Annotated in this window: 14 protein-coding genes; 10 read left to right on the top strand and 4 right to left on the bottom strand. The window is 52.1% G+C overall.

Going from position 1 to position 25,493, the window contains the following annotated elements; all coding sequences use genetic code 11:
• Nucleotides 1-36: 36 nt before the first annotated feature.
• Both OOT00_RS09965 and OOT00_RS09960 read right to left on the bottom strand, forming a co-directional pair.
• Complete coding sequence (locus OOT00_RS09965; protein WP_265425228.1) at nt 37-2,097, bottom strand: sigma 54-interacting transcriptional regulator; 2,061 nt, start codon at nt 2,095-2,097, stop codon at nt 37-39.
• Complete coding sequence (locus OOT00_RS09960) at nt 2,094-3,242, bottom strand: mechanosensitive ion channel family protein (RefSeq protein WP_265425227.1); 1,149 nt, start codon at nt 3,240-3,242, stop codon at nt 2,094-2,096. The genes OOT00_RS09965 and OOT00_RS09960 overlap by 4 nt, the downstream gene beginning before the upstream one ends.
• Before the next feature lie 261 nt (nt 3,243-3,503).
• Between OOT00_RS09960 and OOT00_RS09955 the strand changes: the two genes are divergently transcribed.
• From OOT00_RS09955 to OOT00_RS09925, 7 genes are all read left to right on the top strand, one after another.
• The gene (locus OOT00_RS09955) at nt 3,504-3,965 is read left to right on the top strand and encodes a YqaA family protein (RefSeq protein WP_265425226.1); all 462 of its coding nucleotides are present in this window, start codon (nt 3,504-3,506) and stop codon (nt 3,963-3,965) included.
• Nucleotides 3,966-4,072: 107 nt separating this feature from the next.
• Nucleotides 4,073-5,842 carry a sigma 54-interacting transcriptional regulator gene (locus tag OOT00_RS09950; RefSeq protein WP_265425225.1) on the top strand — a complete coding sequence of 590 codons (1,770 nt, stop codon included), beginning with the start codon at nt 4,073-4,075 and terminating at the stop codon, nt 5,840-5,842.
• Between the two features lie 265 nt (nt 5,843-6,107).
• Nucleotides 6,108-7,478 carry an acetyl-CoA hydrolase/transferase family protein gene (locus tag OOT00_RS09945; RefSeq protein WP_265425224.1) on the top strand — a complete coding sequence of 457 codons (1,371 nt, stop codon included), beginning with the start codon at nt 6,108-6,110 and terminating at the stop codon, nt 7,476-7,478.
• Nucleotides 7,479-7,644: 166 nt separating this feature from the next.
• Entirely contained in the window at nt 7,645-8,916 is a 1,272-nt protein-coding gene (locus OOT00_RS09940) for an L-lactate MFS transporter (protein WP_265425223.1), read from the top strand.
• A 256-nt stretch (nt 8,917-9,172) separates the two neighbouring features.
• The gene (locus tag OOT00_RS09935; RefSeq protein WP_265425222.1) at nt 9,173-10,207 is read left to right on the top strand and encodes an OmpA family protein; all 1,035 of its coding nucleotides are present in this window, start codon (nt 9,173-9,175) and stop codon (nt 10,205-10,207) included.
• A gap of 248 nt (nt 10,208-10,455) precedes the next feature.
• A complete protein-coding gene (locus tag OOT00_RS09930) occupies nt 10,456-12,294 on the top strand; it encodes a bacteriohemerythrin (protein ID WP_265425221.1) in 1,839 nt (612 codons plus the stop codon).
• A 257-nt stretch (nt 12,295-12,551) separates the two neighbouring features.
• Nucleotides 12,552-12,977, top strand: coding sequence for a hypothetical protein (locus tag OOT00_RS09925; protein ID WP_265425220.1), 426 nt, complete (start codon nt 12,552-12,554; stop codon nt 12,975-12,977).
• A 205-nt stretch (nt 12,978-13,182) separates the two neighbouring features.
• Here OOT00_RS09925 and OOT00_RS09920 read toward each other — a convergent pair whose 3' ends face one another.
• Nucleotides 13,183-21,018 carry a non-ribosomal peptide synthetase gene (locus OOT00_RS09920; protein ID WP_265425219.1) on the bottom strand — a complete coding sequence of 2,612 codons (7,836 nt, stop codon included), beginning with the start codon at nt 21,016-21,018 and terminating at the stop codon, nt 13,183-13,185.
• A 122-nt stretch (nt 21,019-21,140) separates the two neighbouring features.
• On the opposite strand from OOT00_RS09920, the gene OOT00_RS09915 reads away from it, so the two are divergent.
• The 3 genes from OOT00_RS09915 (at nt 21,141) to OOT00_RS09905 (ending at nt 23,688) form a co-directional block, all read left to right on the top strand.
• The gene (locus OOT00_RS09915; RefSeq protein ID WP_265425218.1) at nt 21,141-21,425 is read left to right on the top strand and encodes a hypothetical protein; all 285 of its coding nucleotides are present in this window, start codon (nt 21,141-21,143) and stop codon (nt 21,423-21,425) included.
• A 272-nt stretch (nt 21,426-21,697) separates the two neighbouring features.
• A complete protein-coding gene (locus tag OOT00_RS09910; RefSeq protein WP_265425217.1) occupies nt 21,698-22,573 on the top strand; it encodes an esterase/lipase family protein in 876 nt (291 codons plus the stop codon).
• Nucleotides 22,574-22,632: 59 nt separating this feature from the next.
• Nucleotides 22,633-23,688: a lipase secretion chaperone gene (locus tag OOT00_RS09905; protein ID WP_265425216.1), complete on the top strand. Its 1,056-nt coding sequence runs from the start codon at nt 22,633-22,635 to the stop codon at nt 23,686-23,688.
• A gap of 137 nt (nt 23,689-23,825) precedes the next feature.
• Here the strand turns inward: OOT00_RS09905 and OOT00_RS09900 are convergent, their stop codons facing one another.
• Entirely contained in the window at nt 23,826-25,145 is a 1,320-nt protein-coding gene (locus OOT00_RS09900; RefSeq protein WP_265425215.1) for a sigma-54 interaction domain-containing protein, read from the bottom strand.
• Between the last annotated feature and the right edge of the window lie 348 nt (nt 25,146-25,493).

The raw sequence follows: 25,493 nt of genomic DNA, 5'->3' as shown, positions 1-25,493 counted from the left end.
TCTTAACGCCCCAAATCGGGCAGGCTCCTCACCTTTTTAGCCGATGCCATGTTGGCGAAGTTTGGTGAAAAGTGTTTTTCTGTGGATACCCAGCACTTCTGCCGTACGTCCTTTGTGCCAGTGCTGTTCTTTGAGAGTTTGCAGAAGAAGGGCGCGTTCAAAATTATCCATTGCCTCTTTAAGGTCTTGGTTATTTTCGTTTTTTTCGGACATATCCTGGTCGGCACCAGAGGTTGAGCCGGTTTGGTCCGTTCCTGGAAAGTCGATTTTACCAAGGGTGAGATAGCGATGGAGTGTGTTTTGAAGTTCGCGGACATTACCTGGCCAGCTATAGTTGGAAAAAGCTTCCATGAGCCGTGCGGAAATAGGGGGGGGCGGAGTTTGGGTGTCGAATTCTTTAACAAAATGATCAATGAGAAGAGGAATATCTTCCAGTCTTTTACGCAGGGGGGGGAGAAGGATGGGGATGATGTGAATGCGATAAAAAAAATCTTCCCGCATCAGATTTTTGCGAACATGATCCCTCAGATCCCTGTTGGTAGCGGCCAGTATGCGTACATCGCTATCTTTACGGGTGGACATGCCAACGGGTGTATAGCCGCCTCCTTCCAGGGCGCGGAGAAGCTTTACCTGTAAAGAAAGGGGTAGTTCGCCGATTTCATCCAGAAAAAGAGTGCCTCCGTCCGCCATATCCATGTAGCCTTTTTTATCTGTCACAGCGCCGGTAAATGCGCCCCTGACATGGCCGAAAAATTCACTTTCCATGAGATTTTCGGGAATGGCTCCGCAATTGACAACCACAAAGGCCTTGTCCTTTCTTGAACTGAGCTGATGAATGGCCTGTGCCACCAGTTCTTTACCCGTACCGGATTCTCCAAGAATGATGACATTGGCGCTGGAGGCGGCAGCTTTTAGTATAAGGTCATAAACATCTTGCATTTTCGGGCTTTTGCCTATGATGTTGCCGAACTTGTACCTGTCCCTCAGGCCGGAGCGTAAGAGCTTGTTCTCCTTTTGAAGCGTTGCTTCCCTTTCTTTCAGGGCGGCTTCTGCCATTTTGCTGAGGGTGACATCAATCAGCATGACCTGAATGCGATCCACGAATCCGCTGCTGTCAAAAATAGGGGAGCTGACCGCATAAAACCACTGGCTGGTGGGGGTGCATTCAATTTCCATGCGAAGGGTCTCTCCGCTGAAGACCCTTTCCCTTACGGGTAAGGTAAACAGACTCTCCAGGCCCGGCAGGGCGTCTTCACAGAGAGCTCCCGTTGCATCCATGCCTATACGTTCGGTCAGGAGCCGGTTCATGTACCGTACCCGCAGATCCCGGGTATAGATAAAAATAAAGCCCTCAAAGTTTTCGATGATGGCGTTCAGCTGGGATTCCCGCTGGCGCAGGGAGTTCTCTGCCTGTTTCCGTGTGGTGATATCCAGAAAGGAGGCAATGCTTCTCTGGGTTTCGGGAATAACCCCTACTTTCATGTAAATGTCCATGATGCGACCATGACGGTCTGTAATTCGACATTCATATTCCGTAGGAACCTTATTCCCCGGTTTTCGTCGTCCGTAATGGTATTGTTGCATGCGGTCCCGGTCTTCGGGAACAATGAACTCAGACCATCGTTTTTTTCCATGGATTTCTTCCCGGGTGTATCCTGTCATTTCCTGGAATCTTGCATTGGCACAGGTGATGGTCATGTCCTGTTCAATGATGATAGTACCCGTCCCCGTTGTTTCAAAAACGGTTTTATACATGCGAAGGTGTTCATAGGTGGAAATATTTCTGTGCAGAACCTGAGCAATACGTCCGGTCATATCGGCGATCTGCTGCAGTATCTCTGGAGCGATCCCGTTATCACCGGGTACATCCATGAAAAGGGGGCCTTCCGGAACAGTCTGGGTGTGCGCCATGGGAAAGCGGGCCGTGGGTCTGGATTCATTGACAGAAACTTTTTCGGCCAACGGGACGGATGGTCTGATCATCACATAATCAAGATCAAGGTTCCCTCCTATGCATTGTTCTGAGGCAGAAAGAAAACCATGGAGTTGTCTTGCCCTTTCGGCCAGCTGAAGAAGCTGATGACAGAGTGGCATCATAGGGTTTTTTCCTGGTAAGCGGGTGGAATAAAGACCTGTGCCTGTTCCGTATCCGGCATGTTTTCGAAGTAAAGAGACCGGCTCGGGAAGGCAAATGAGGCTCCCTCCTGTTCCACAATGGCTTTAATTTCAAGGGCAAGAGACTCTTTGGCGACCAGCCATTCACCCCACAAGGTTGTGCGGGTAAAACAGTAGATCATAATGTCGATGGAAGAATCGGAAAAACGGTCTATGCGGACAAAAAGAGGAACTTCCGGTGGATTGACAAAGGCTTTATTCTCAAGAAGATGGGCTTCGATCCGATCCCGTATTCTGCGAAGGCTTTCAAGGGTGGTGCGGTATTCAAGACCGATGGTCCAGAAAATTCTCCGGTGGGTCATGGATGAATAATTGGTGAGTGTATTATCGGAAAGTCTTGCATTGGGGACAAAGACCGGTGCTTTGTCGAAACGACGGATCCGGGTTGACCGGAAGCCGATTTCTTCCACCGTTCCTTCCACTACACCCTCCACATGTACCCAGTCGCCTATACCGAAGCGGCGTTCGGTCAGAATGAGAATGCCTGATATGAGGTTTTTAAACAGATCCTGAGCTCCCAGGGCAACGGCAATGCCAAAAAGACCAAAGCCCGCCAGAATGGGGCCGACTTTAATGCCCCACATATCCAGTATGGTAGCCGCTCCTATGACAACGATGGCGACTTTTACGGCTTTGTGAGCCCAGTCAAGAAGGGCGGCTCCCACATGGGCTTTGACATGGTCCATCAGTCTGAAAATGGGAGGGACGGCGGAGAGAAGTGCCCAGAAAATCATGAAGGCAATCATGGATCGTACGAATTTTTCAGAAAAGAGGGCGGCTGATCCCTCCAGTTGAAGAAAGCGCAGTCCCAAAAATATGCCAAGGATGATAGGGAGCAGCCTTATGGGAGGCTCAAGGGAAGCAACAATTTCATCGTCAAGTCGGGTAGATGTTTTGCCGCTTAATTTTTTCAGATAATTGAGGGACCACTGAACCACCGTACGTCTGAGCATGAGAAAAAAGAGCAGGATGCTGGCCGCTGCAAGATACCGCGCTATGGGAATACCCATGAATCCATTGTTCCATACATCAATGGTTGTTGCTATAAACTCTTCCAGGGACTCCATAGAACCTCCGTGTTTGTTGGCCTGAGGGGACAAAAGAATACGGCAGAAAGTATACGGGGGAAGATGCTCAGCGTCAAGAAAGGGCAAAGAATAGGCTGAAAGCCAATTCCCTCTTCCGAATTACAGTAAAAAAAGAGTTTTTCCATTCCCCCGCCGCTGTACTGCATCAGGGATGCAGGCCCTTTTGTCCTGTATGGTAAGGTGTACGCCTGTCCGTGTGACGGGTGATCTGAACTTTTATACTTTAAAGCGGTAATCATTTTGAATACACTGTTTTCTTTTTCCGATGAGCTTTGGCTGGCGGGGCTTTTTCTGTCTGCCTTTATTGCCGCTACCCTGTTGCCGGGTGCTTCGGAGGTGCTGCTTATCGCAGCCCTTCTGAATGGTAAAGATCCTGTGACTTCGGTATTTGCGGCGACTCTGGGTAATGTTCTGGGCGCTGTCACTACCTTTTACATCGGTCTCTGGGTTGGAGGAAACGCGGGTCGTTATCTGGGTATTTCCGATGAAAAGAGACAGCGTTCAGGGGAATGGATTTCCCGGTATGGATCCTGGGTTCTGATTTTTTCATGGGTACCGGTGATCGGTGATCCCCTTGTGCTGGCTGCGGGAATGCTGGGAATGAAAACCACCCGTTTTCTGATCTTTATGACAATGGGAAAGGCGGGACGGTATCTTCTGGTGGCCTGGCTGACCCTTGGCGCGGAATACCTGTGGCTGTGATTGTCTGGATGGGAAGGTCTTCTGATGAGTCCTGCAGATGGGTGTGGGAACAGGGCTGATACCGTGAGGGAAAGGGTCTGGCAGGATCCGGAAGAGGGGAGCACATTATGAAGGACAGTCAGAATGTTGTCTGGCAGGAACGGGCGGAAAAAGCGGAAGAAGATGCCCGCTTTTATCGGATGATTTTTGAGAAATCGACGGCACCGACCATTGTCATAGAGGCAGATTATACGATCAGCCGTATCAATGAGAGGGTCGAGGAGCTTCTTGGTTACTCGAAGGAAGAGATAGAAGGTAAGATCGACTGGCTTCGGTTTGCCGTGAAAGAGGACCTTGAAAGGATGATGCGCTATCACCATCTGCGCCGGAATGATCCTGCTGCAGCTCCCGGTGAGTATGAGTGTCGCCTTATGAACAGGGATGGCCAGATCCATGATATTCTGATTAAGCTGGATATGATACGGGGCACCACGACCAGCGTGGCAACCCTTGTGAATGTGACTGCCGAAAAGGAAGTTGTGAAAACCCTGCGCCAGCGGGAAGCCGAATTCCGTGCCATTGTGGAGCATTTTACCGGTTTTCTCTATACCTGCCACAGGGACTATCGTCTGGCCTATATCAACGGGCCGCTTGGGGAGCGGACGGGAAAGGATGCGAACTCCGGACCTTGTTATGAGGTGGTGTATGGTCGGACGGAGCCCTGCCTCTGGTGTGAAAATGATGAGGTGTTTTCAGGGAAAACCCTGGAAGTGGAGCGGCTTGACCCTCTGGATGAACGCTGGTACAGCATTGTTACTACTCCGATTGGTGGTGAAGACGGGTCCGTACTGCTTCGCCAGACCGTTATGGTGGATATTACGGAAAGAAAGATGGCTGAGGAGCGCATGCGTTCCCGGGCTGCCTTGCTGATGGAAGAGAATGAACGACTCAAATCCAGCATGAAGGATCGTTACCGCTTTCACGGTATTGTAGGGAAAAGCCCTGAAATGCAGTGTGTTTACGATCGTATTCTGCAGGCCGCGGGGAGTGGTGCGGCTGTGGTGATTCGCGGAGAGTCGGGTACGGGAAAGGAGCTGGTGGCGCAGGCTATCCACGGCCTGAGTCCGCGAGCGGATAAGCCTTTTGTTCCTGTAAATTGCGGTGCTATTCCGGAAACCCTTATGGAAAGTGAATTTTTTGGCTATAAAAAAGGCGCGTTTACCGGGGCTGCGGAAGACAAAAAAGGGCTTCTCGAGATGGCAGGCGGCGGTACACTGTTTCTGGATGAGGTGGGCGAGATTCCTCTGTCCATGCAGGTAAAATTATTGAGGGCCTTGGAAGGAAATGGTTTCAGACCTCTGGGCGGAAGGGAACATGTCAGAACGGATATCCGTATCATCGCGGCAACCCACCGGAATATGGAGGGTATGGTTGCGGAAGGCCGGATGCGTCAGGATTTTTTCTACCGGCTTCATATCATTCCCATTCATCTGCCAGCGTTGCGAAAAAGAACGTCTGACATTCCCCTTCTTGTGGAGCATTTTCTTTCGGCCATGGAACATGATGGTGGGTTGCCAAAACTGGATGCCAGAATAATGGAAGCTTTTTCAAAATATACGTGGCCCGGGAATGTGCGTGAACTTCAGAATGTTCTCCAGCGTTATGTGACTTTGGGAAGCCTGGATCTGCCCCTTATGGAAGAAGGGGATGTAAATGGAGAAATGCGGCCTGGAGAGATACAGAATCTCAAGGAGCGTCTGTTTATGCGTGAACGGGAGATTCTTATGGAAACTCTGAGGCGCTGTAAGGGGCATCGGGGACATACGGCAGAAATGCTGGGAATTGACCGAAGAACTTTGGAGCGTAAAATGGCGCGGTATGACCTGCGGGGTGAATAGTGCGGCGTATGTGTCGTACCATACGGCATTAATGTCGTAACGTCAAACTCGGCCGCAATCACAGGGCGCGCTTGTAAACAGTGTTTATTTTTTGCAAAACCATGCGGCACTTTTGTCGTATGGTTTTGCTGTTTATGCTGCAAAGCATCTTGCGTGTTTCGACAAGTCTTATTATTTCGGTGCTTTATGTTTTTGGCCTCTGTTTTGCATATGGTTGGCATATAGTCGAATGCCGCTTGGGCACCACCAACCAAAGGAGGTCATCATGGACGTGCAGGCCCTTTATCATGCCAAAAAAGTCTCCGTTGAGAAAGCCGTATCCCTGATTCGTTCGGGCCAGTGGGTGGATTATGGAAATTTTTTATGTGCTCCGCTGACACTGGATGCGGCCCTTGCGAGAAGGGCGGAGGAGCTGGAAGAGGTGAAAGTTCGGGCTGTGGGTTTCCCCGGTCTTGCAGCCGTGGCTACGGCAGACCCCGGCGGTGAACATTTTATCTATAATAACTGGCATTTTACGGGTGGCGACCGCATTCTTCACGATAAGGGTTTGTGCAGTTACATTCCCGTTCTTTATCATGAAGGCCCCCGTTACTATGAGCGGGATATTGAAACGGACGTTTTTATGGTTCGCTGTGCTCCCATGGACAAAAATGGGTTCTTCAACTATGGAGTCGCCAACTCCATACAGCGAGCTCAGGCGGAAAGTGCCCGTACGGTCATTGTCGAGGTCAATACCAGTATACCGGTATGTCAGGGTGGATATGATGAAGCATTGCATATTTCCGAGGTGGATTATGTGGTGGAATCGGACAATTCTCCCCTGTTTTGTCTCAAGGAGCCGGCGGTATCGGCAGAAGACATGAAAATAGCAGAACATGTCGTGGCCCGTATACCCGACGGAGCCTGCCTGCAACTGGGAATTGGCGGGCTTCCCAATGCCATCGGCCGCCTCATCGCCGATTCCGGTATCCGGGATCTGGGTGTGCATACGGAAATGCTTGTGGACAGCTATATTGACATGTATGAAGCCGGTCGTATCTCCGGGCGTTTCAAGCGGGATCTTCCGGGCAAAATGACCTATACCTTTGCCCTCGGAACCCAAAGGCTTTATGATTTCATTCATCATAATTCCCTTTGTGCCAGTTTCCCAGTGGACTATGTGAATGCACCTGCCCGTATTGCATCCAACCCCAGGGCGGTCTCCATCAATAATGCGGTGGAAGTGGATCTGTACGGTCAGATTTCCAGTGAATCTTCGGGTATTCGCCAGATTTCAGGTACGGGCGGTCAGTTTGATTTCGCCTTTGGCTGTTATCATTCTGAAGGAGGGCAAAGTTTTATCTGCCTGCGTTCCACAACAACGGATAAAAATGGAAACCGTAAGAGTCGGATCCGTCCTACGCTGGAACCCGGTACCATTGTTACTTTGCCCCGAACGGTGACTCACTGGGTTGTAACGGAGCACGGTATGGCCAATCTCAAGGGTAAGAGCACCTGGGAGAGGGCGGAAGCGCTGATCGCCATTGCCCATCCCGATTACAGGGAAGAACTGATGCAGGAAGCGTCACGCATGAATATATGGAAGCGGAAGCTGCATCCTTCTGTTTTGACCCGTGATATCCGCATGGCTGTATGAGATAAAAGGGCTTTATAGGGTTGGCCCTTTCTCTCCCCTGCCGGAAATCCTTCCTCCCCCCCCATCTCTCCTCTGAGGGAGGATTTCCGGTTATTTTGCACTATCCTGCTAAACGATGTTTATCAAAAGGATCATTATTTAAACCAACCTGTCAAAGGGGGCATTCATGGAAGCAAACGCTCAGGAAACAAAAGTTGTCAACCGATGGCTTGTGGTGGGAGGCTCTCTCCTCATGCAGCTCAGTCTCGGTGCCATCTACACATGGAGCCTTTTCAACAGACCTCTGGTGGAAGCCTATGGGTGGACGCCGGGGGACACAGTGTTTACTTTTTCGATTACGCTGGCATGCTTTTCACTGGCTGTTATCATAGCTGGTCGGATACAGGACAGGATTGGACCACGTAAGGTGGCCGTTATCGGCGGTGTTCTCACGGGGCTTGGGGTGGGGCTGGCCAGCTTTGCCACCAATATTTATTTTCTGTACCTTACCTATGGTGTGATTGCAGGTATCGGAATTGGTGCGGCCTATGTTACTCCCCTTGCTACCTGCGTGAAATGGTTCCCGGAAAAAAGAGGTTTGATAACAGGGCTTATACTGGCTGCTCTGGGGGTGGGGGGTATGGTATTCAAACCTGTTATTCTGATTTTTATAGAAAACTTTGGGGTGTCCCAGTCCTTCCTGTATCTGGGGTGTATTTATGGCGTTCTGATTGTTACGGGTGCCATGGCTCTGTCTGTACCTCCAGCAGGTTACAGGCCTCCCGGCTGGACGCCTCCTGTTGTTAAGGGAGGGGCAGCCCCCGCTGGGAGCCGTCGTTTTTCAACGGCTCAGGCTATGCGGACTCCTCAGTTTTATATGCTGGTTGTCTGGATGTTTTTTGGCAGTGCCGCTGCTTTGATGATCATCAGCGTTGCTGCCAATATCGGCATGAGCATGCTTGGATTAAGTCTTGCTGCCGCAGGGAATGCTGTTGTGACCATCGCTTTGTTCAATGCCTGTGGTCGTCTTGGGTGGGGATGGATATCGGACAAGTATGGAAGAAAGCCTTCCATACTTGCTAATTTTGTGCTGCTGAGCCTGGCTATGTTTTACATGGCATTGATACCTATGACCTATGCAGGTTTCCTGGTGGCGACCTGTGTGGTGGGTTTTTGTTTCGGTGGGCTTGCCGCCATGCTGCCAACGCTTACGGCAGAATGGTTTGGCCTTGCTAATGTGGGTAATAATTATGGGGCCATTTTCCTTTTTTATGGTGTTGCCGCCCTTACGGCGCCAAGGCTTTCCATAGCCATTGGTTTTGAAAATGCTTTCCTTGTGGCGGGTATTGCCTGTTCTGTTGGTGTGCTGGTGGCCATATTTGCAAGAGCTCCGGGCAGGATCCCCGGGGGCACGCCTCAGGAAGGCCTGACTCCACGTGTCTCCGGTGCTTCTTCATAATATGCTAGAACAGGGATGATGCATTAGATGGAAAATCCGCAGCAGCTTTGGCTGCTGCGGATTTTTTTTGTTGAGAAGCGGGTTTTCACCTGGGGATGCCCGCGCTCACGCAGTTGGGCAGAAAGGGCACAATGATCATCTCAAGATGGAGGCAGGGATGCTGCCATGCAGGAAATATGCTATGGTCATGTTCCCTGTGTCAGGTGGAAGAGCATGCAATCCAGGCTTGATCATATCTTTATACCAGGAGGCGATTATGCTGCTTGTTCGGTCCTTGGGTGCCGCATTAGGGAAGTACACCCTTATGATCATGGTTCTTTTTTTTTCCATTACGGCTGTGTTTTCTGCCCATGCTTCTGAAAAATGGAAGGGCTATATGCCGCCGGTTATGAGTGGTGCTGAGGTTCATCATCAGGAAGTGGCAGAGTTTGGCCGGTATGATCTGGTTGCCGGCCCCGTACACAGCCACACAGACAAAGCCGGTAATCGGATTGCAGAAATTCAGGATATCATGGAAGTGGAGGGACGTATTTCCCAAACCCTTTACAGGGGAGGTGAGGGGAACTCCCCTTATCAGGTATACCGGTACTATCGTATCTGGTTGGAGCAGGCCGGGTTTACGGAAATTTTTTCCTGTTCTCCGGAAAATGCCGGGTCGCGCTTTGTCAATCAGTGGTATGGTAAAAATCCCTTTGAAAGTGATTATGGTTTTCGTAATTCCGGTCCCATAACCGGTGCCCGTTTTCATCATTATATTACAGCTAAGAAAGAAACAGAGCAGGGAACTGTTTATGTGAGTGTGATGATCACTCAGGGAGGAGCCGTTGGCTGGCCCCAGCCGGGATTTCGGGTGGATGTGGTGGAGGAAACAGGCTTTGAGGTTGTGGTGGGAGAGGCTACAGGCGGATTTGAGTCGGAGTTGAAAGAAAAGGGCTTCAGTGCTTTTTATGGTATTCTCTTTGATTCGGGAAAATTCCGGGTCAAGGCTGAATCTTCTGAAACGATTGGTAAGATAGCCCGTTATCTGAAGCAAAACAGTAGTGAGCGTTTTTATGTTGTGGGTCACACGGATGGTGTGGGCAAACTGGATTTCAATATCCGTTTATCTGAAAACCGGGCGAAAGCTGTTGTGGATGAGTTGGTCAGATCCGGCATAGAGGCGGGCCGTATGATTCCGAAGGGGGTTGGGCCGCTGGCTCCCGTTGCCACTAATGAGATTCCGGAAGGACGGGCAAAAAACCGACGTGTGGAACTGGTGAGGATCACCCCGTCTTCTGACGGAACCTTGTGATATTCTGTCCAGGAATCGTTGGGTGTCTGGAGCCGGAGTCTGGTATAGAGACTTTGGCTTTGCTGACAGAATCGCGCGGATCTGTCATTTTAGGTTTGAATTTTTGAAAGGCCGGGAGTATCAATAGCCGTTTTCGGGATGGAGCGGGACAGGCCGTTTTTTATATATTCTGCTTCAATGGCTTTTCAGCAGGCCCAGCTGGTGGCGCTCTGCTTTTGTATGGACTTTAGTGGTTGAGGCAGGTACCCATGGTAGCATCGTTTGGTAAAAAAAGTCTGGATTTTAAAATTGCAGGGTCGCTCCTGCTTGTGGTGATTCTGGCTCTGATTTTCATGCTGTGGGCTTTCCTCCATGTGCAGATGGATCACAGCTCCCGCATTGCTGCCGGTATAGCAGAACAGATTCAGGCAATGGATACAGCAGGTATGAATGGCGAAGCCAGGGCCGCACTGGGAGGGATTTATAAAGATGTTCGCGCCATGCCCCATACCCTTTCCCATGGTATGCTGATTCGTATGGGGCTGGCCGCAGCAGCCAGCCTGCTCTTTGTCATGCTTGCCATGGGCTTTTTGTTCAACCGCATTTTTCTTATTCCCGTCAGAGAACTGAATGCCAGCCTGCGCAAGGCCATTAAAGGAAAAGAGCGGGACCTCACCGTTCGTATGGGGCTTGTGAGAAAGGATGAAATCGGCAGCCTTGCGGCCGGATTTGATCTGTTTGTGGCCACACTTGATGACATTATCATGAGTGTTGGCGGGAAAACCCAGAGCATAGCGGCGGCATCTTCTGAGGTTTCCATGGTTTCTGCTGAGATGGAGGCGGAATCGGCGGATCTGTACCGCCGCTCCAATTCTGTTGCTGCCGCAGCCGAAGAGATGAATACCAGCATGCATACGGTGGCAGCGGCCAGCGAAGAAGCGTCCACCAACATCGGCATGGTGGCAGAGGCCGCCGCACAGATGCAGATCAATATTTCAGGAGTGGCTGGAAACTGCCGGGAGGCTCTTCACATTTCAACCAAAGCCAGAAATCAGGTACATGTGGTTTCCGGTAAGGTCGGCACTCTGGGTGCGGCAGCTCTGGAAATTGGTAATGTGACGGAGCTGATTACGGAAATTGCGGAGCAGACCAATCTTCTGGCCCTCAATGCCACCATCGAGGCGGCGCGTGCTGGCGAATACGGCAAGGGTTTTGCCGTTGTGGCCGGTGAGATCAAGAAACTGGCAGAGCAGACGGCGGATGCCACCCGGATTATCCGTGAAAAGATAGGGGGAATTCAGTCATCCACCCGTGAGACCGTAGAGGAAGTGGGAACCATTTCCCATGTGATCTCTCAGGTGGACCAGATTGTAAATGAGATTGTTGTTTCCGTGGACGAACAGTCTTCAACGGCATCCGAGGTGGCGGCGAACATTGATCAGGCTTCCATCGGTATTCGGGAAGTGAATGAAAACGTGGCCCAGAGTTCCCTTGTGGCATCGGAAATTGCAAGGGATATTGCCACCGTGGATACGGTGGCGGCGGAAATGTCCGGCCGGTCCAGACATATGAGCATCAGCGCAAAGGATCTGGATCTTCTGGCTTCAAGCCTCAGGGAAATGATTGCCGTTTTCAGGGTGTCCAATAAGGGGACGACCGGACATCTTGCGTCCGGGCTGAAGGCAGCGGATATACCGGATCTGATGCCGTGGACTCCACGCCTTGCCACATCCATACAGTCCATAGATGCCCAGCACAGAGAGCTTGTACGACTGATCAACCAGCTTCACAAGGCCATGCGGCTTCAAAAAGGGGCCGCTGAGCTGGGGAGTATCCTTAAGCAGCTTGCGGACTACACCGTATCTCATTTTGCCTATGAGGAAGAGCTTTTTGCCAGATACGGGTACCCGGAAAGCCGATCCCACGGAAAGGTTCACAATAATCTTGTGGCCAGGGTTGCCGGGATTCAGAGGGATTTTGAGAGCGGAAAGGCAACGGTCACCATGGATCTTATGGATTTTCTCAAAGACTGGCTTCATACCCACATCTTACAGACCGATATGGCTTATGTTCCCTTTCTTAAAGGAAAAATGGGTAAAACAGACTGAGTATTCATCGTTCAACCCGATTTACCGAATGTCGCCGCCAAGCCCCTGGCTTTAGTCATGGGAAGGTTCAGGACAATGGCATATCGTATGCCGCCCCCTTTCTCATGGCGGATCTTTTTAAGCCCGGTCAAAAATCAGGCTGCTTGCCTGCCGGGTGGGGAAGGAACCCAATAATGCCAGCACAGCAACGGGTGGTTTGTTGCCGCTTTTCTTCCATTATAAAGTGGCGTGTGTTCGTGGCATCAGGAGCATAGATTATGAATAAATTCCGAATTGTTTTGAATGTTATGTTGGCGCTGGCCATGTTCTTCAGTGGCCTGTACCTCCTTGGACAGGATTCTTTCTTCCTTGCTGATCGTTGGAATCCGGAGGTGGGGACGCTGTTGGAAGGTGCGGCGCTGTATTGTCTGGCTGTGGGTCTGTTCCTTCTGGGGGGCTTTGCTGGCATGGTTGCATACGGCTGGATCAAGGGCAGTCTTACAATGCCGGATAAGGATACAATGCGGCCCCACCCTTCCTATAAGGGGTTGGTGATTGTAAGGTACTGGTATTGGGTATTACCGGCCGTTGTATTTATAATGCTGGCATTTCTGCAGGCCGGTAAAGCGCCGAATCCATCCTTGCAGCGGACTTCCCAGAGCTGTGTATCCGGGACTCTGCATCTGGATAGTGCGAGTCTGTAAACAATATTGAGATTCCATTTCTATTCAAACAAGCCCTCCGCAATGAAATGGATGACAGTGTTCTTTTTATGAAGAACATTGATGTCCGCTGTTCTGATGAAGGTCACAGCCACTATAAAACGGAAGAACGTTTGCTTTTGTTTCAGCGGAGTGGGGAATGAATTCCTCTCTGCGTCATGAAATCAGCTGAAAATCTGCAGACTGTTTACACCGCCACAAAAAGCCTTTCTGCCTGATCATTTTTTCCTGAGGCTATTTCCAGCAGCATGAACCCAAGATCCGGGTCTTTCCGGATGAGACTGCGCATGTCTGCAAGGGATACGGAGAAGGCAAAGACAGGTTCTATGGCTTCCACCGTGCTGCCTGCTCCGGGATTTCTGCCCGGTGGCAGGGCCTCTTCCCCTGTGCAGGCTCCGGGACCGGTTATCCGAACGGTGCCGATCCAGCCGCTGCGGTTGTGCCGGTAGGTTTCCACAATACCATCCATGACAAATCGCAGGGCATCTATGGGCTGGCCTTCGGTCTGAAGCCGATCTTCTCCGCCAAAGGATTCCGGTTTCATGCGGCAGGCCAGTGTAAAGAGGCTTTCTTCCTTCAGGGAAGAGAAGGGGGCAAGTGCTCGCAGCATGCGGATGCGGTCTTTCAGGGCATGGCGGATAAAGCCCCTGAGATCATCAGGGCCCGGTGTTTTCCAGGTAAAGCCCAGAAGGGAAAGAATGTCTGCGGTGCGGTCCGCACGGATTTCTGCGGCAGTCTGGGCTGGATTCTGCAGCCAGTCCTGCCATCCCGAATGGAGCAGCAGGCGTTCCACGTATTCTTCAAAGCCCTTATGTCCCGCATGATCTGCCACAAAGGAAATGAAATCCCTAAAGGGTGTGGCCTGACAGGAAAGTTCCAGAGCCGGGTCGGCAAGGGCTGTGGAGAGTTGGAGCAGAAGGGGGTTCTGGATGTGGAAGGTCTGGCCGGAAAGTCCCGGTCTGCCCATGAGAAGTACGATGGCCTTTGCCGCCTGATCCACAAAGGTCATGTTACGGGTATCCATCATGTCCGGTGCGGCCCCAAGGTTCACATAGGCCCTCACCTGCTGGTAAAAGGCGTTGTCTTCCACATTGCGCTGCAGAGCCCCGGTAAGGGAATCGCAGGTAATGTTGCCTGCCCTGTAAATTCGGACGGCAAGCCCTTCCTTCCGGGCCCCATGCAGGAGTTTTTCCGCCTCAAATTTGGATTTTACATAGAAGTTATCGGCCCTTTGTCCCTTATCCAGATCCAGTTCAGAAAACAGCATGCGGCTGCGGCCTTCCACCTTGCCCGCGGCTATGGAAGTGGTGGAGACATGGTGCAGCTCCTTGTCTTTGCCTGTTTTGGCAAAATCCATGATATGGCGGACACTGTCCACATTGGCTTCCGCAAATTCCTCCCATGCACCATAATGGCGGGTGAGGGCAGCGGAATGCAGTATGGCATCCACGTCCATGGCAAGGGCCGTAAAGGAGGCTTCGTCCATGCCGAAATATCCTTTCCCCAGATCCGCAGGCAGCACCCGCAGTCTGTCTCCGGCAAGAAGGCTGATATCCTCCTGAAAACGCTGGTGATAGATGGAGGCAAGGCGTTTTCTTCCCTCTTCCGGAGATCCGGCCCTTATCAGGGCTGTGATGCGGGCGGATGTTTCCGAGAGGAGTTCTTTGAGAAGATCCACTCCCAGGGTACCCGTGGCCCCTGTGAGAAGCACATGTTCCGGAAAACGGACGGTACGGGTATCCAGCATGGAGATGCGGCTTCTGGCTTCTGCGTAGTCCTGCTGTTCAGGGGCAAAGGCCGGGTCTTCGGGCAGGGGCCGGATCATCTCCTGAAGGCGCAGCAGACGGCTGGCCCTGCCACCGCTGACTTCCCTGAAACGTTTTGTCTGTTCTGCAAAGGACGGATGGGCAAAGATGTCCGATGCGGAAATGTCGAAATATTCGCTTAAACCCGCCAGAAGGGCGATGGCGCTGAGGGAATCTCCGCCGATTTCAAAGAAGGAATCAAGGGGGCTGAAGTTTCTGTGGCCCAGCACCTCTTCCCAGCAGGCAAGAATTTTTTTCTCCTTTTCCGTGCGGGCTTCAAGGGGCCCTGCGGTGGACGACGGGTCAGCCAGTTCCGGAGCAGGCAGTTTTTTGCGGTCAATCTTGCCGTTGACATTGAGGGGCATGGAGTCAAGGCCCACAAAATGAACGGGAATCATGTATTCCGGCAGTACGGAGCGGAGATAGGCTTTCACCGTTTCGGAAGCCAGATTTTCCTTTGCCGTGAAATAAGCCACCAGCACCTTGTTGCCGGAACCTTCCTCCCGGGCGATGACCACACTTTCCAGCAGTCCTTCCACCTCCTGCATGCGTCGGGCGATTTCGGCAGGCTCAATGCGGAATCCCCGGATTTTTACCTGAAAATCCAGCCGGTCCATGAATTCCACCACACCACTGCTGAGCCATCGGCCCCGGTCTCCGGTGCGGTACATGCGTTCTCCCGCTGCAAAGGGGTCCGGAACAAAGCCTTTTTCCGTAAGCTCCGGCCGGTTGTGGTAGCCCCTTGCCACACCGGCTCCTGCCACGCAGATTTCTCCGGGCATGCCGATGGGTGCCAGTCTGCCCCGGCTGTCCAGTATATACACCCGGTAGTTGGCCACGGGTGAGCCCACGGGTGGTCTTTCCATGACGGCGGGTACATCATAGCTGAGGCAGGCCATGGTGGTTTCGCTGGGGCCGTATTCATTGGTGAGCCTGTAGGGACCAATGCGGTAGCGGCTGAGGCGGTCGCCGCCCACCACAAGGGTTTTCAGGGAGCGCCCCTCAACCATGCGCATGAACTGTTCCGCAAACTGGGTGGGGAAATGGGCATGGCTGATGTTTTCTGCCATGAAGTAGGCATCCAGTTCCGGCGGAGAAAGGCGAAGCTGTTCCGGGATGATGTGCAGGGTGCCACCAGCGGTGAGGGGGGCAAAAATCTGCACCACGGATACATCAAAGCTGAAGGCGGCAAAGGCGGCGGTGCTGGAATCTTTGCCTATGCCGTGGTGGGTGGCATACCAGTGGATGAAATTGACCATGGAATGGTGCTCTATGGCCACTCCCTTGGGTTGACCCGTTGAACCGGAGGTAAAGATGAGGTAGGCCAGCTGATGACCGCCCGCAGCCCTGCCGGGGTCCCTTGCTCCTTTCCCCATATCCGGCTGATCCATGGCCATACTTTCACCCGTAAAGCCAAAGGCCTGCAGGCTTTCCGAAGAACCCAGAAGAAAATCCGCCGCCGTATCTTCAAGGATAAAGTTTTTTCTTTCTTCAGGATACGCCGGATCAATGGCCACATAGGCGGCTCCGGCCCGGAGTGCGGCCAGCATGGCTGCCACGGCCCAGACGGATCGGTCCGCAGCCACAGCAACGATGCTGTTGGCTGGCAGGCCCTTTTCCAAAAGTTTTGCTGCCGCCGCATTGGCCCTCTTGTCAAGCTCTGCATAGGAAAGCTTCTGATTTCCGGCCACAATGGCAATTTTATCGGGGGCATTTTTTGCATGCAGGGCAATGGCATGGCTTACGGTCGGCCAGAAAGGGCCGGGAGTGGGTCTGGGGTTGAAGCGGTGGAGCAGGGTATGCCGCTCTTCCGGTCCCAGCATGTCTATGGAGGCAAGGGGAGCCTCCATGTCCGCCGTCACAGCCCGGAGGATACGGGTGAGATGGGAGCTCATCCGTGCAATGGTTTCCTTCTGGTACAGTGCGCTGCGGTAGTCCACGCTCAGGTGGATGCTGCCATTTCTGAGTCTGGCTCCAAAGGAGATATCAAATTTGGCCGTCTGGGTGGGAAGAGACTCCACAGCTAGCCGCAAATTGCCGCTTGTAAGCGCATCATCCAGCCCCGTTTCCTGCATGACAAAGTTCAGGTCAAAGAGGGGATGACGGCCCGGTCCCCGGTTAAGCCCCAGTTTTTCGTAAAGGGAGGAAATGGGGTAGGCACTGTGGCTGTAAATCCGGCGCATCTGATCTCTGGTTTCCGCCAGAAGTCCGGCAAAACTTTTCTGTCCTTCGGGCCGGTGCCGGGTGGGAAGGGTGCGCACGAACATGCCCACAAGGGATTCGGCTCCGGGCAGGTCCCGGCCTGCGGTGCTGGTGCCGATGACAAGGTCTTCCGCATCACTCCAGCGTCCCACGAGAACGGAGAGGGCGGAAAGAAGAACCTGATGCAGGGTGGCCCCGGATTTTCTGGCCATGTCCTGAAGCCCTGCGCTCAGTTCCGGTTCCAGCACTTCCACATGCACATCACCGGCAAAGTCTGCTCCGGGGGGTCTGGGTTTATCCGCAGGCAGGGAGGCTTCCGGAGGATCCGCAAAAAGGGAAATCCAGAAGGCTCCATGCTCCATGGCGGCGGCTTTTTCCCGACCGGCTTCCCAGACCGTCACATCCTTGTGCTGCAAAAGGGGTTCGGGAAGGGTTTGCCCCCCATAGAGGCTTGCCAGTTCCCGGACGAGGATACCCACGGACACGCCATCGCTCACCAGATGGTGCATGTCCAGAAGCAGAATGTGATGCTGTTCATCTGATTCCTGAATGGCCAGCAGCCGCACACGGAAGAGGGGTGCTTTGGCCGGATCAAAGGGCCGGATGAAGTTCCGGATGGAGGCATCCAGATCATCTTTGCCTGTCTGCTGAAACTCCATTTTCAACGCAGCGGAATCTTCGGGAATCTGGACACAGCGGCCTTCTTTGATGGCAAAACGGGTACGCAGGGATTCATGGCGCTGCACCAGTGCCTGAAGGGCTGAAGACAGGGCTTTTCTGTCCAAGGGCCCTTCCAGATGGAGGGCAAAGGGCATGTTGTAGGTGCAGCCGATGCCTTCCATGCGGCTTAAGAGAAAAAGCTGCTGCTGGGCAGTGGTGGCCGGATACCAGGGAGCTTTGGCCGCAGGTTTTATGCTGCGGAGTTCTGTACCGTCCTGCTTTGCAAGAAATGCGGCCATGTTTTTCGGGCTGGTGCAGGAAAAAATATCGGAAAGGGAAACCTCATGGCCCAGCACCTTTGCCAACTGCACCTGCAGGCGCACAGCCCTCAGGGAATCTCCGCCACACTGGAAAAAGTCGGCGGTGGCACTGAGGTTTGTCTGATTCAGCACATCGCCCCAGATGGCGGTCAGTTCGCTTTCAAGTCCCGGAGCCGGAGGTATATATTCCAGAGTTTGTGTGAACTGGACTTCGGGCTTTGGAAGCTTCATGCGGTCAATTTTTCCGCTGGGATTGAGGGGCAGCGTAGCTAAAGGGATCAGATGCAGGGGCACCATATATTCGGGGAGGCGTTTTGAAAGCTCTTTTTTCAGATCCTTTGGCAAAACGCCTTTGCCTGCATAGTAGCCACAAAGATAAACCCTGTTGCTGCTATCCTTGAAATCCGCCACCGCCGCCTGCTGAATGCCTTTCATCTCCAGCATGGCATTTTCAATTTCGCCCAGTTCAATGCGAAAGCCCCTGAGCTTCACCTGTCTGTCCATGCGGCCGAGATGAAGAATCACACCATCGGGCCGGAAGCTTGCCAGATCACCGCTGCGGTACATTCGTTCGCCGGGGTAAAAGGGGTCGGCCACAAAGCATTCGGCGGTTTTTTCTTCTCTTCTGTGGTACCCGAGGGCCACGCAAGGTCCTGCGATGCAGAGTTCGCCTGCCATTCCCGGCGGCTGGGGATGGCCGAAGGCATCGAGAATATAGATGCGGCATCCGGGCATGGGACGGCCGATGGGAATATTTTCTTCCATGTGCTCAATAAGCTGCCCCGTAACATAGATGCAGCATTCCGTAGGACCGTAGAGATTTCGAAGCTTATAGGATCGGGGGGTGAAGGTGCGCAGTTTTTCGCCACCCACCTGCAGGGTGCTAAGGGAACTGTTGTCCATGAATTCCATGAACTGTTCCCCCAGCTGGGTGGTGAGAAAGCTCCATGTGATGCCGTTTTGTTCATAAAAGGTATTGAGCGGACCTAAGGAAAGCCGGATTTCTTCGGGGACGAGATGGAGTTCTGCTCCGGAAAAAAGGGCCACAAACACTTCCATGAGGCTGGCGTCAAAGGAAAAACTTGCATGTTTGGCAATTTTGTCACGGGCAGTGATGCCGTCTGCCTGAATGGTGGCAAGGATGATGTTGGCGATGCCCTGATGGGTGAGGAGAACCCCCTTGGGTTTTCCCGTGGAGCCGGACGTGTAGATCACCACACAGGCTTCATCCGGAGAGGATGCCGGAGGCAGGGGGGATGTTTCTTTTTCAAAAATATCCGGATCATCCATATTCAAAAGGAGGGTGTGCTGAAAATCCTTTTCCGCTATAAAGCGGGTCTGGGTGATGAGGAAGGGAGCCGCCACATCCTCCAGCATGAAAGTGATGCGGGAATCCGGGTACCCTGCATCAATGGGCATAAAGGCCGCACCGGTTTTGAGGATGGCCACCTGGGCAGTGATGAGTTCCGGACAACGGTCCATGAGAAGGCCCACCACGGTTCCCGGGCCTGCTCCCATGGCCAGCAGTTTTCGGGCAAGGGCATTGGATAAAGAGTCCAGTTCTCCGTAGGTCAGAACCTTTTCCCGCCACACCACAGCCCTTGCTCCGGGTCTGCGCCGGGCCTGTGCCTCCATATGGGCCGGAAGGGTATTGCGGCTTTCGGGTATGGCCTCCTTGGGGTTGAAGCCCTCGATGATTGTTTTCCTTTCCTTTGAACTGAGAAAGGAAAGCTCCCTTACCTGAAGATGGGGGTTTTCCATTCCCTGAAGGAGGATGGCTTCCAGATGGCTTGCCATCTGTTCCATGAACCAGGGTTCAAAGCGCTCTTCCTGATACATGAAAATCAGCTCTGCCGGAGCATTTTGGCCCCCAGTCTTTCCGATATTTTTTCTTCCGGGAAAGGAAAAATAGGCCGTAAGGGCCATTTCCGATTCACCATAATTGTGCCAGCAGGTTTCACCGCCTTCGGGCAGATCCGGTTTCAGGAATTCCACAAAGGAGGTGCTGATAAGGTCCGGTTTTTCTCCGTGCAAAGACCGAAGGTCTGCCATGAGCAGATCATAGGGATAGCGTTCATGGGCAAGGGCTTCTTTCACAAGACGGCGGCTCTGGTCCAGCAGATTCAGAAAGCTCTCTTCACCCTTTACCGTAAAGCGGAGGGCAAGGGTACTGACGCTCATGGTCATGGCGTTTTTCAGGGATTTCGGGTGGCGGTTGGCCGTGGCCGAACCCAGAATCAGATCCTTTCGGTTCAGGGTCCGGCAAAAATAGAGGGAAGCCGCCGCCAGCAGCACCCGGAAGGGAGAGGTTTTATGCTCTGCGCAGAAGTCCGTAAGTTTTTGTGTGGTATAAGGACGGAAGGACCGGACAAGTTTTTGTAAGGGCCGGGGGCCTCTTAGTGGTTTTCCTCCAAAATCAAGGGGTTCCGGCAGGTTGTCAAAGCGTTGCAGCCAATAGCTCTTGTCCTGATTTGCTGTTTCTGAATGGAGATAACGCTGTTCTGCCTCCAGTGCTTCCACAAGGGAGGTTGTATCATAACAATCCGGCAGATCCGGGCTTCTGCCTTCCATAAGACTCTTGTAAATATGGAGAATCTGGCCCGCTGCCATGGCACTGGACGTTCCGTCCATGGCGATGTGGTGGTAGCAGGTATAGAGAAAGGTAAGGCCGCCTGTTCCCTTTAAAATGGCAAAGACATGGAGGGGATGTTCCAGCATGGGCATGGGGGTTCTGCTCTGTTTTACCATCCACGTCATACAGTCTTTTTCATCTCTCTCTGAAAAATCCAGCATGAGAAGGGGAATGTCTTCCCTGTCTGAAAAGTACTTCTGCGGAATGCCATCCTTTTCCCTGAACCGGACCTGAAGATCCTTTCGCTTTTTCAGAAAAAGCTGCACGGCTTTAAACAGAAGATCCCCGTCTCCGGAAGGCAGCCGGAAGGAGGTGGGGACATTCCACATGGATGATTCCGGATGCATTTTCTGGGTAAGATAGATGCGTTTTTCCGCATGGGTCAGGGAAAAGAAGGCAGGCATAGGGGAGCTTCCTTTTTTTGAAAAGGGGTGAAGGGGGGCGGCCACATTTCAGCAGGAATCAGGTTTTGCTTTTTGCTCTCACAGTGCAGGGTCCATTGTCCGATGGGGAAAAAAGGAGGCAGTTGTTTCTGCACTTTTTTGAAAAAGGATGGCCAGTTATCCGGTGTCACAATGATCTGTCTGTGTTCAGAATCGGTGTTTTCCATCGTATGCTCTTTTTTATCATAGCTTTTGTCTTTTTTTTGCATTTTATTGGCATCTGGCGGAATAAAAAAATACCAGTGGAAAAACAGTGTCCGGTTTTTGATGCTCTGGTGGGACCACTCCGCATCAAAAATCCTGAAGCATCCATTAGCGAAGAAGCCGATGGATGCTTCAGGATTTTTGATCAGGTGTTTTCTCTGTAAAGACCTTCCCCGGGTTGTGAATGGCTCGGAAGGGATGCATGGTGATGGGTTTACTTTTTTATACTTGACATATCAATGGTATAGGAATATTTATCGGGCATACATGAACAGTGTTCGCAAAATAAGAGTTGTGTTTATTTTGCAGGGACGGCTTTTTCGTGCTGAGTTAGTATGAATTTCTGTGCAAGGCGTTTTCCCTGCAGCAGCAGACCATTGCGAGGGGACGGCTCTGGCTCGCAGTAACAGGAAACCGATCTGAAAAGGAGTTTGCCATGTACGGGAAAGGATTTGTAACCATTTTTTGTTTGGTCTGTATGGCTGTGCCCGCTGCCCATGCAAAGTATGATACCCGTTATCCTCTGGTACTGGCCCACGGCATGGGAGCATCCGCAAGGATTGCGGGGATCATGGATTACTGGGGTGCCATTCCCGCTGCCCTTGAAGGTGCGGGTGCAGAAGTGTATATCTCAGCGGTCAATGGAATGGATTCCACGGAAGCCAAGGCCCTGGATTTCAGAAATCAGGTCATGGAGATTCTGGTAATATCCGGGGCGGAAAAGGTAAATATCATCGGTCATTCCCATGGCGCTCTCTATTCCCGATACGCCATCAGCAATCTGGGGCTTGCCCCCTATACGGCAAGTTTCACCAGCATAGCGGGTCCCCATCAGGGCAGTGCCATGGCAGATATGATCATGAATGGCATTCCTCAAAAATATCATAGCCTTGTTGGCGGTTCTCTGGACATGATTTATGCTCTTATCATGGGAGACAGCAATCCGGACAGCCTTGCCAATGGATGGGCCGTAACGACGCATCATATGCGGCAGGTTTTTAATCCCAATACTCCGGACAAGGAAGGTGTGTATTATCAGAGCTGGGCAGCGAAGGCAAAATGGGGTGCTCCCAGTGTTCTCATGCAGGTTCCCTGGCTGATTATGCTCGGGCTTGAGGGAGCCAATGATGGACTGGTCAGTGTTGAAAGCGCAAAATGGGGTAAGTTCAGGGGAGTACAGGAAGGTGCCTGGTATTCTCCGGGTTGTGATCATCTGAATATTGTGGGAATGCTGCTTGGTATCACTCCGGGTTTCCATGCACCGCAATTTTATAAAAATATAGCCGCCGACCTGAAAGCCCGTGGCTATTGACAGCTATCCCTTCAGACCGGCAGGTGGTCTGAAGGGATAGCTTATTCCGGAGGCTGGCTATGAAAGGATATATGCTCCATTTTATCCGTTGGATCGGAATACCGGTACTGCTTCTGTTTGTCGTTTTTTATTTTTATTGGGAAAACAGGCATGAAGGAAACGAGGGTGCTTTTTTGCTGGAAGCAGACTCCCAGTCCATATTCGTGGAAGCACATGGGGCAGCAGCGGGGGGCTGTGCCGGATTGTTTCGGGCAGAAGAAGGGTTCAAAGATCCTGTTCCGCATTGCATGATGGAAGAGAGTCCGGAGGATGTCCGGAACCTGTTTGCGTGGCTGAGCCAGTCCTTTGGTCAGGTCAGGGATTATGCGGAGCACATGGAGGCTGTACGGGGCTGGCTGCTGGAAAACCATGGAAAAGAGCGTGCGGAAGTTATTTTGAGTTTTTACCGTCCGTATATTGAAAGCGAAATGGCGCTGGCTGCTTATCTTGCCCTGCGGCCGTTTCCCCGTACGCTGGAAGACAGTCTTGTTATTCTGGAGGACATAGGGAATTTTCGTATGGCCTATCTTGGCGAGGAGTATACGAAGTGGCTTTTTGGCAGTGAAATGGCCAGAACGCAGTATCGTATGACGAGAAAGAGCATCATTACGGATCCGGAAACGATTTCCCGTGAAAAGCTCCATGCCCTTGAAGAACTGGACTCTCTCTATCGGCTGGACCGGGATGAAGCGCCACCTGCAGAAGGGAACGCCCACCAGCGTTACCGGGAGCTTATGGCTGTGCATCAGGCGGATTTTGGCCGGATGGCCTCGGAAGAAGAAAAGAGAGAACGAATTCGGGAACTGAGACAGGCCAGTTTCAGTGACGATGTGGTGGCAGGGCTGGAAGCCCTTGATCAGGAGGTAAGGGCACAGCAGGAAAAAGAAAACGTGTACCGGCAACAGAAATCCGCTATGGAACAGAACCCCTATCTGGATTCTGTTCAAAAAGAAAGAGAGATGGAAGAGCTGCGGAATCGCTTTTTCGGTGATGATGCGGATACCATCATAAGAAGGGAGCGTATAGAGGCGGATGTAAAGGAACGCATGGAGACCGCTGAAAAAAATAAGGGCTGAAGGGATTGTGGTATGGGTTTTCCCGGGGGGCTTTTTCCCTTTGGGCGGCAATCTGGATTTTTTGCCTGTTTCAGAACAGGCTGTTGCCGAACCCATTCAGGCAGCGTAAGCGTTTGAGCCGACCTGAATAGTTCGGCTCAGTCTTCGGCAAAAAGCTTTTTCATTTTTTTTCTTAATCCCTCCCGGCTGATCCCCAGCATACGGGCCGCCTGGCTTCTGTTGCCGCCAGTGGCCTCCAGTGTCCTTTCAATCAGTACCTTTTCGTTTTCTTCCAGAGAGAAGTGCTTTCCCGAAGGTTGATTTTTGCTGCCATCGTCATAGAGGGCAAGGGTCTCTTTTTTTTCTGTGTTTCCCGAAAGCACAGGATTGTCTGGAACGGAGCTTTCCTGGCGGATATGCAAAGACAGGTCCTCCAGCCGGATGAATTCGGAATAGGAGAGAGCCACAACACGCTCCACCTCGTTTTCCAGCTCCCGTACATTGCCCGGCCAGTGGTGGGACAGGAGGCAAGCCATGGCTTCTGGCCTGATCTTGAGCAGGGGCCGGTTCATCTGACGACAGTGCAGATCCAGAAAACGCTGGAGTAAAAGAGGAATGTCTCCGGTCCGTTCACGCAGGGGAGGCAGGGCAAGGGATATGACATTCAGGCGGAAGAAAAGATCCTCCCGGAAGCGTCCGGCCTTTGTCTCTGTTTTGAGATCGCGGTGCGTGGCGGCCACCACCCTCAGATCAACGGGAATGACAGTGGAGCTTCCTACCCTTGTAATTTCCCGTTCCTCCAGTACCCGCAGAATTTTGGCCTGGATGTGTAAGGGCATATCCCCGATTTCATCGAGAAAGAGGGTGCCGCCGCCAGCCTGTTCCACAAGGCCTTTTCTCATATTCACACCCGTAGCGATCCCTTTCTCAATGCCGAAAAGTTCACTTTCAAACAGACTTTCCGGAATGGCCGAGCAGTTGATGGCGATAAAGGGTCTGGTTTTGCGGGTAGAATTATAATGAAGGGCTTTGGCGATGAGTTCTTTTCCCGTTCCCGTTTCCCCTGTGATGAGCACATTTACGGATGTGTCTGCTATGCGTTCCGTCTGGTCCAGAATCTGGCGCATGGCCTGACTTTGTCCCACAATGCGCTTGGGGGAAAATCGTTCCATAAGACCCTTTTTGAGGCCTTCGTTTTCTTTGAGTAGCTGTCTGCGGGAAATCTCTAAGGCTTTACTGGTTTCTTTCAGGTTTTTCAGCATTTCTTCCATCTGAAATTCCCGTGCTTCGATTTTGACCAGCATCATGCCGAAGGATTCCGCAAGGCTTGCGATGGGCTCGGGGCAGATGGTGCTTTGGGTAAGCTCAAAAAGGGTTGCTACCCGGTCGTAGCGGTTCCAGACAAGATCGTGGCAGATCTGTTCCATCAGTTTGAGAAGGCGTTCAACATCGGGAGGCAAAGGGGTTTTATCGCTCATGTTTTTTTCCAAATTGTTATCCGGTTGCTATTCAGCACTGTTGTTTTGCCGATCTGGTTTTTGTGTAAGGCGCTCTGGCTGTTTGTCCGTGACGTTGCAGTCGTTTCGGATTCGGGTTTCACAATACTCTGTGCGAAAGAAACGCTACTCTGTCTGAGCTGGCAAAAAGGCAGCCTGCGGATGCCTGCTATGGTGATCAAAAAGTTCAGTCTGCCTGTGGCGGCGAGTTTTTGCCGTTTCCGCACAGAGACAGGAAGCTTTACGCATAAGAGTGCGTCATGAGCCAATAGACGGGGTACCTCTGCACCCGTTTGGCAGATATGGCCGCTAGCCAGAAGTTGTATCAGG

The organism is Desulfobotulus pelophilus (assembly GCF_026155325.1).
Classification (GTDB): Bacteria; Desulfobacterota; Desulfobacteria; order Desulfobacterales; family ASO4-4; genus Desulfobotulus; species Desulfobotulus pelophilus.
Note: the sequence above shows the minus strand (reverse complement) of the source record. Positions and strands in the feature narration are given on the sequence as shown.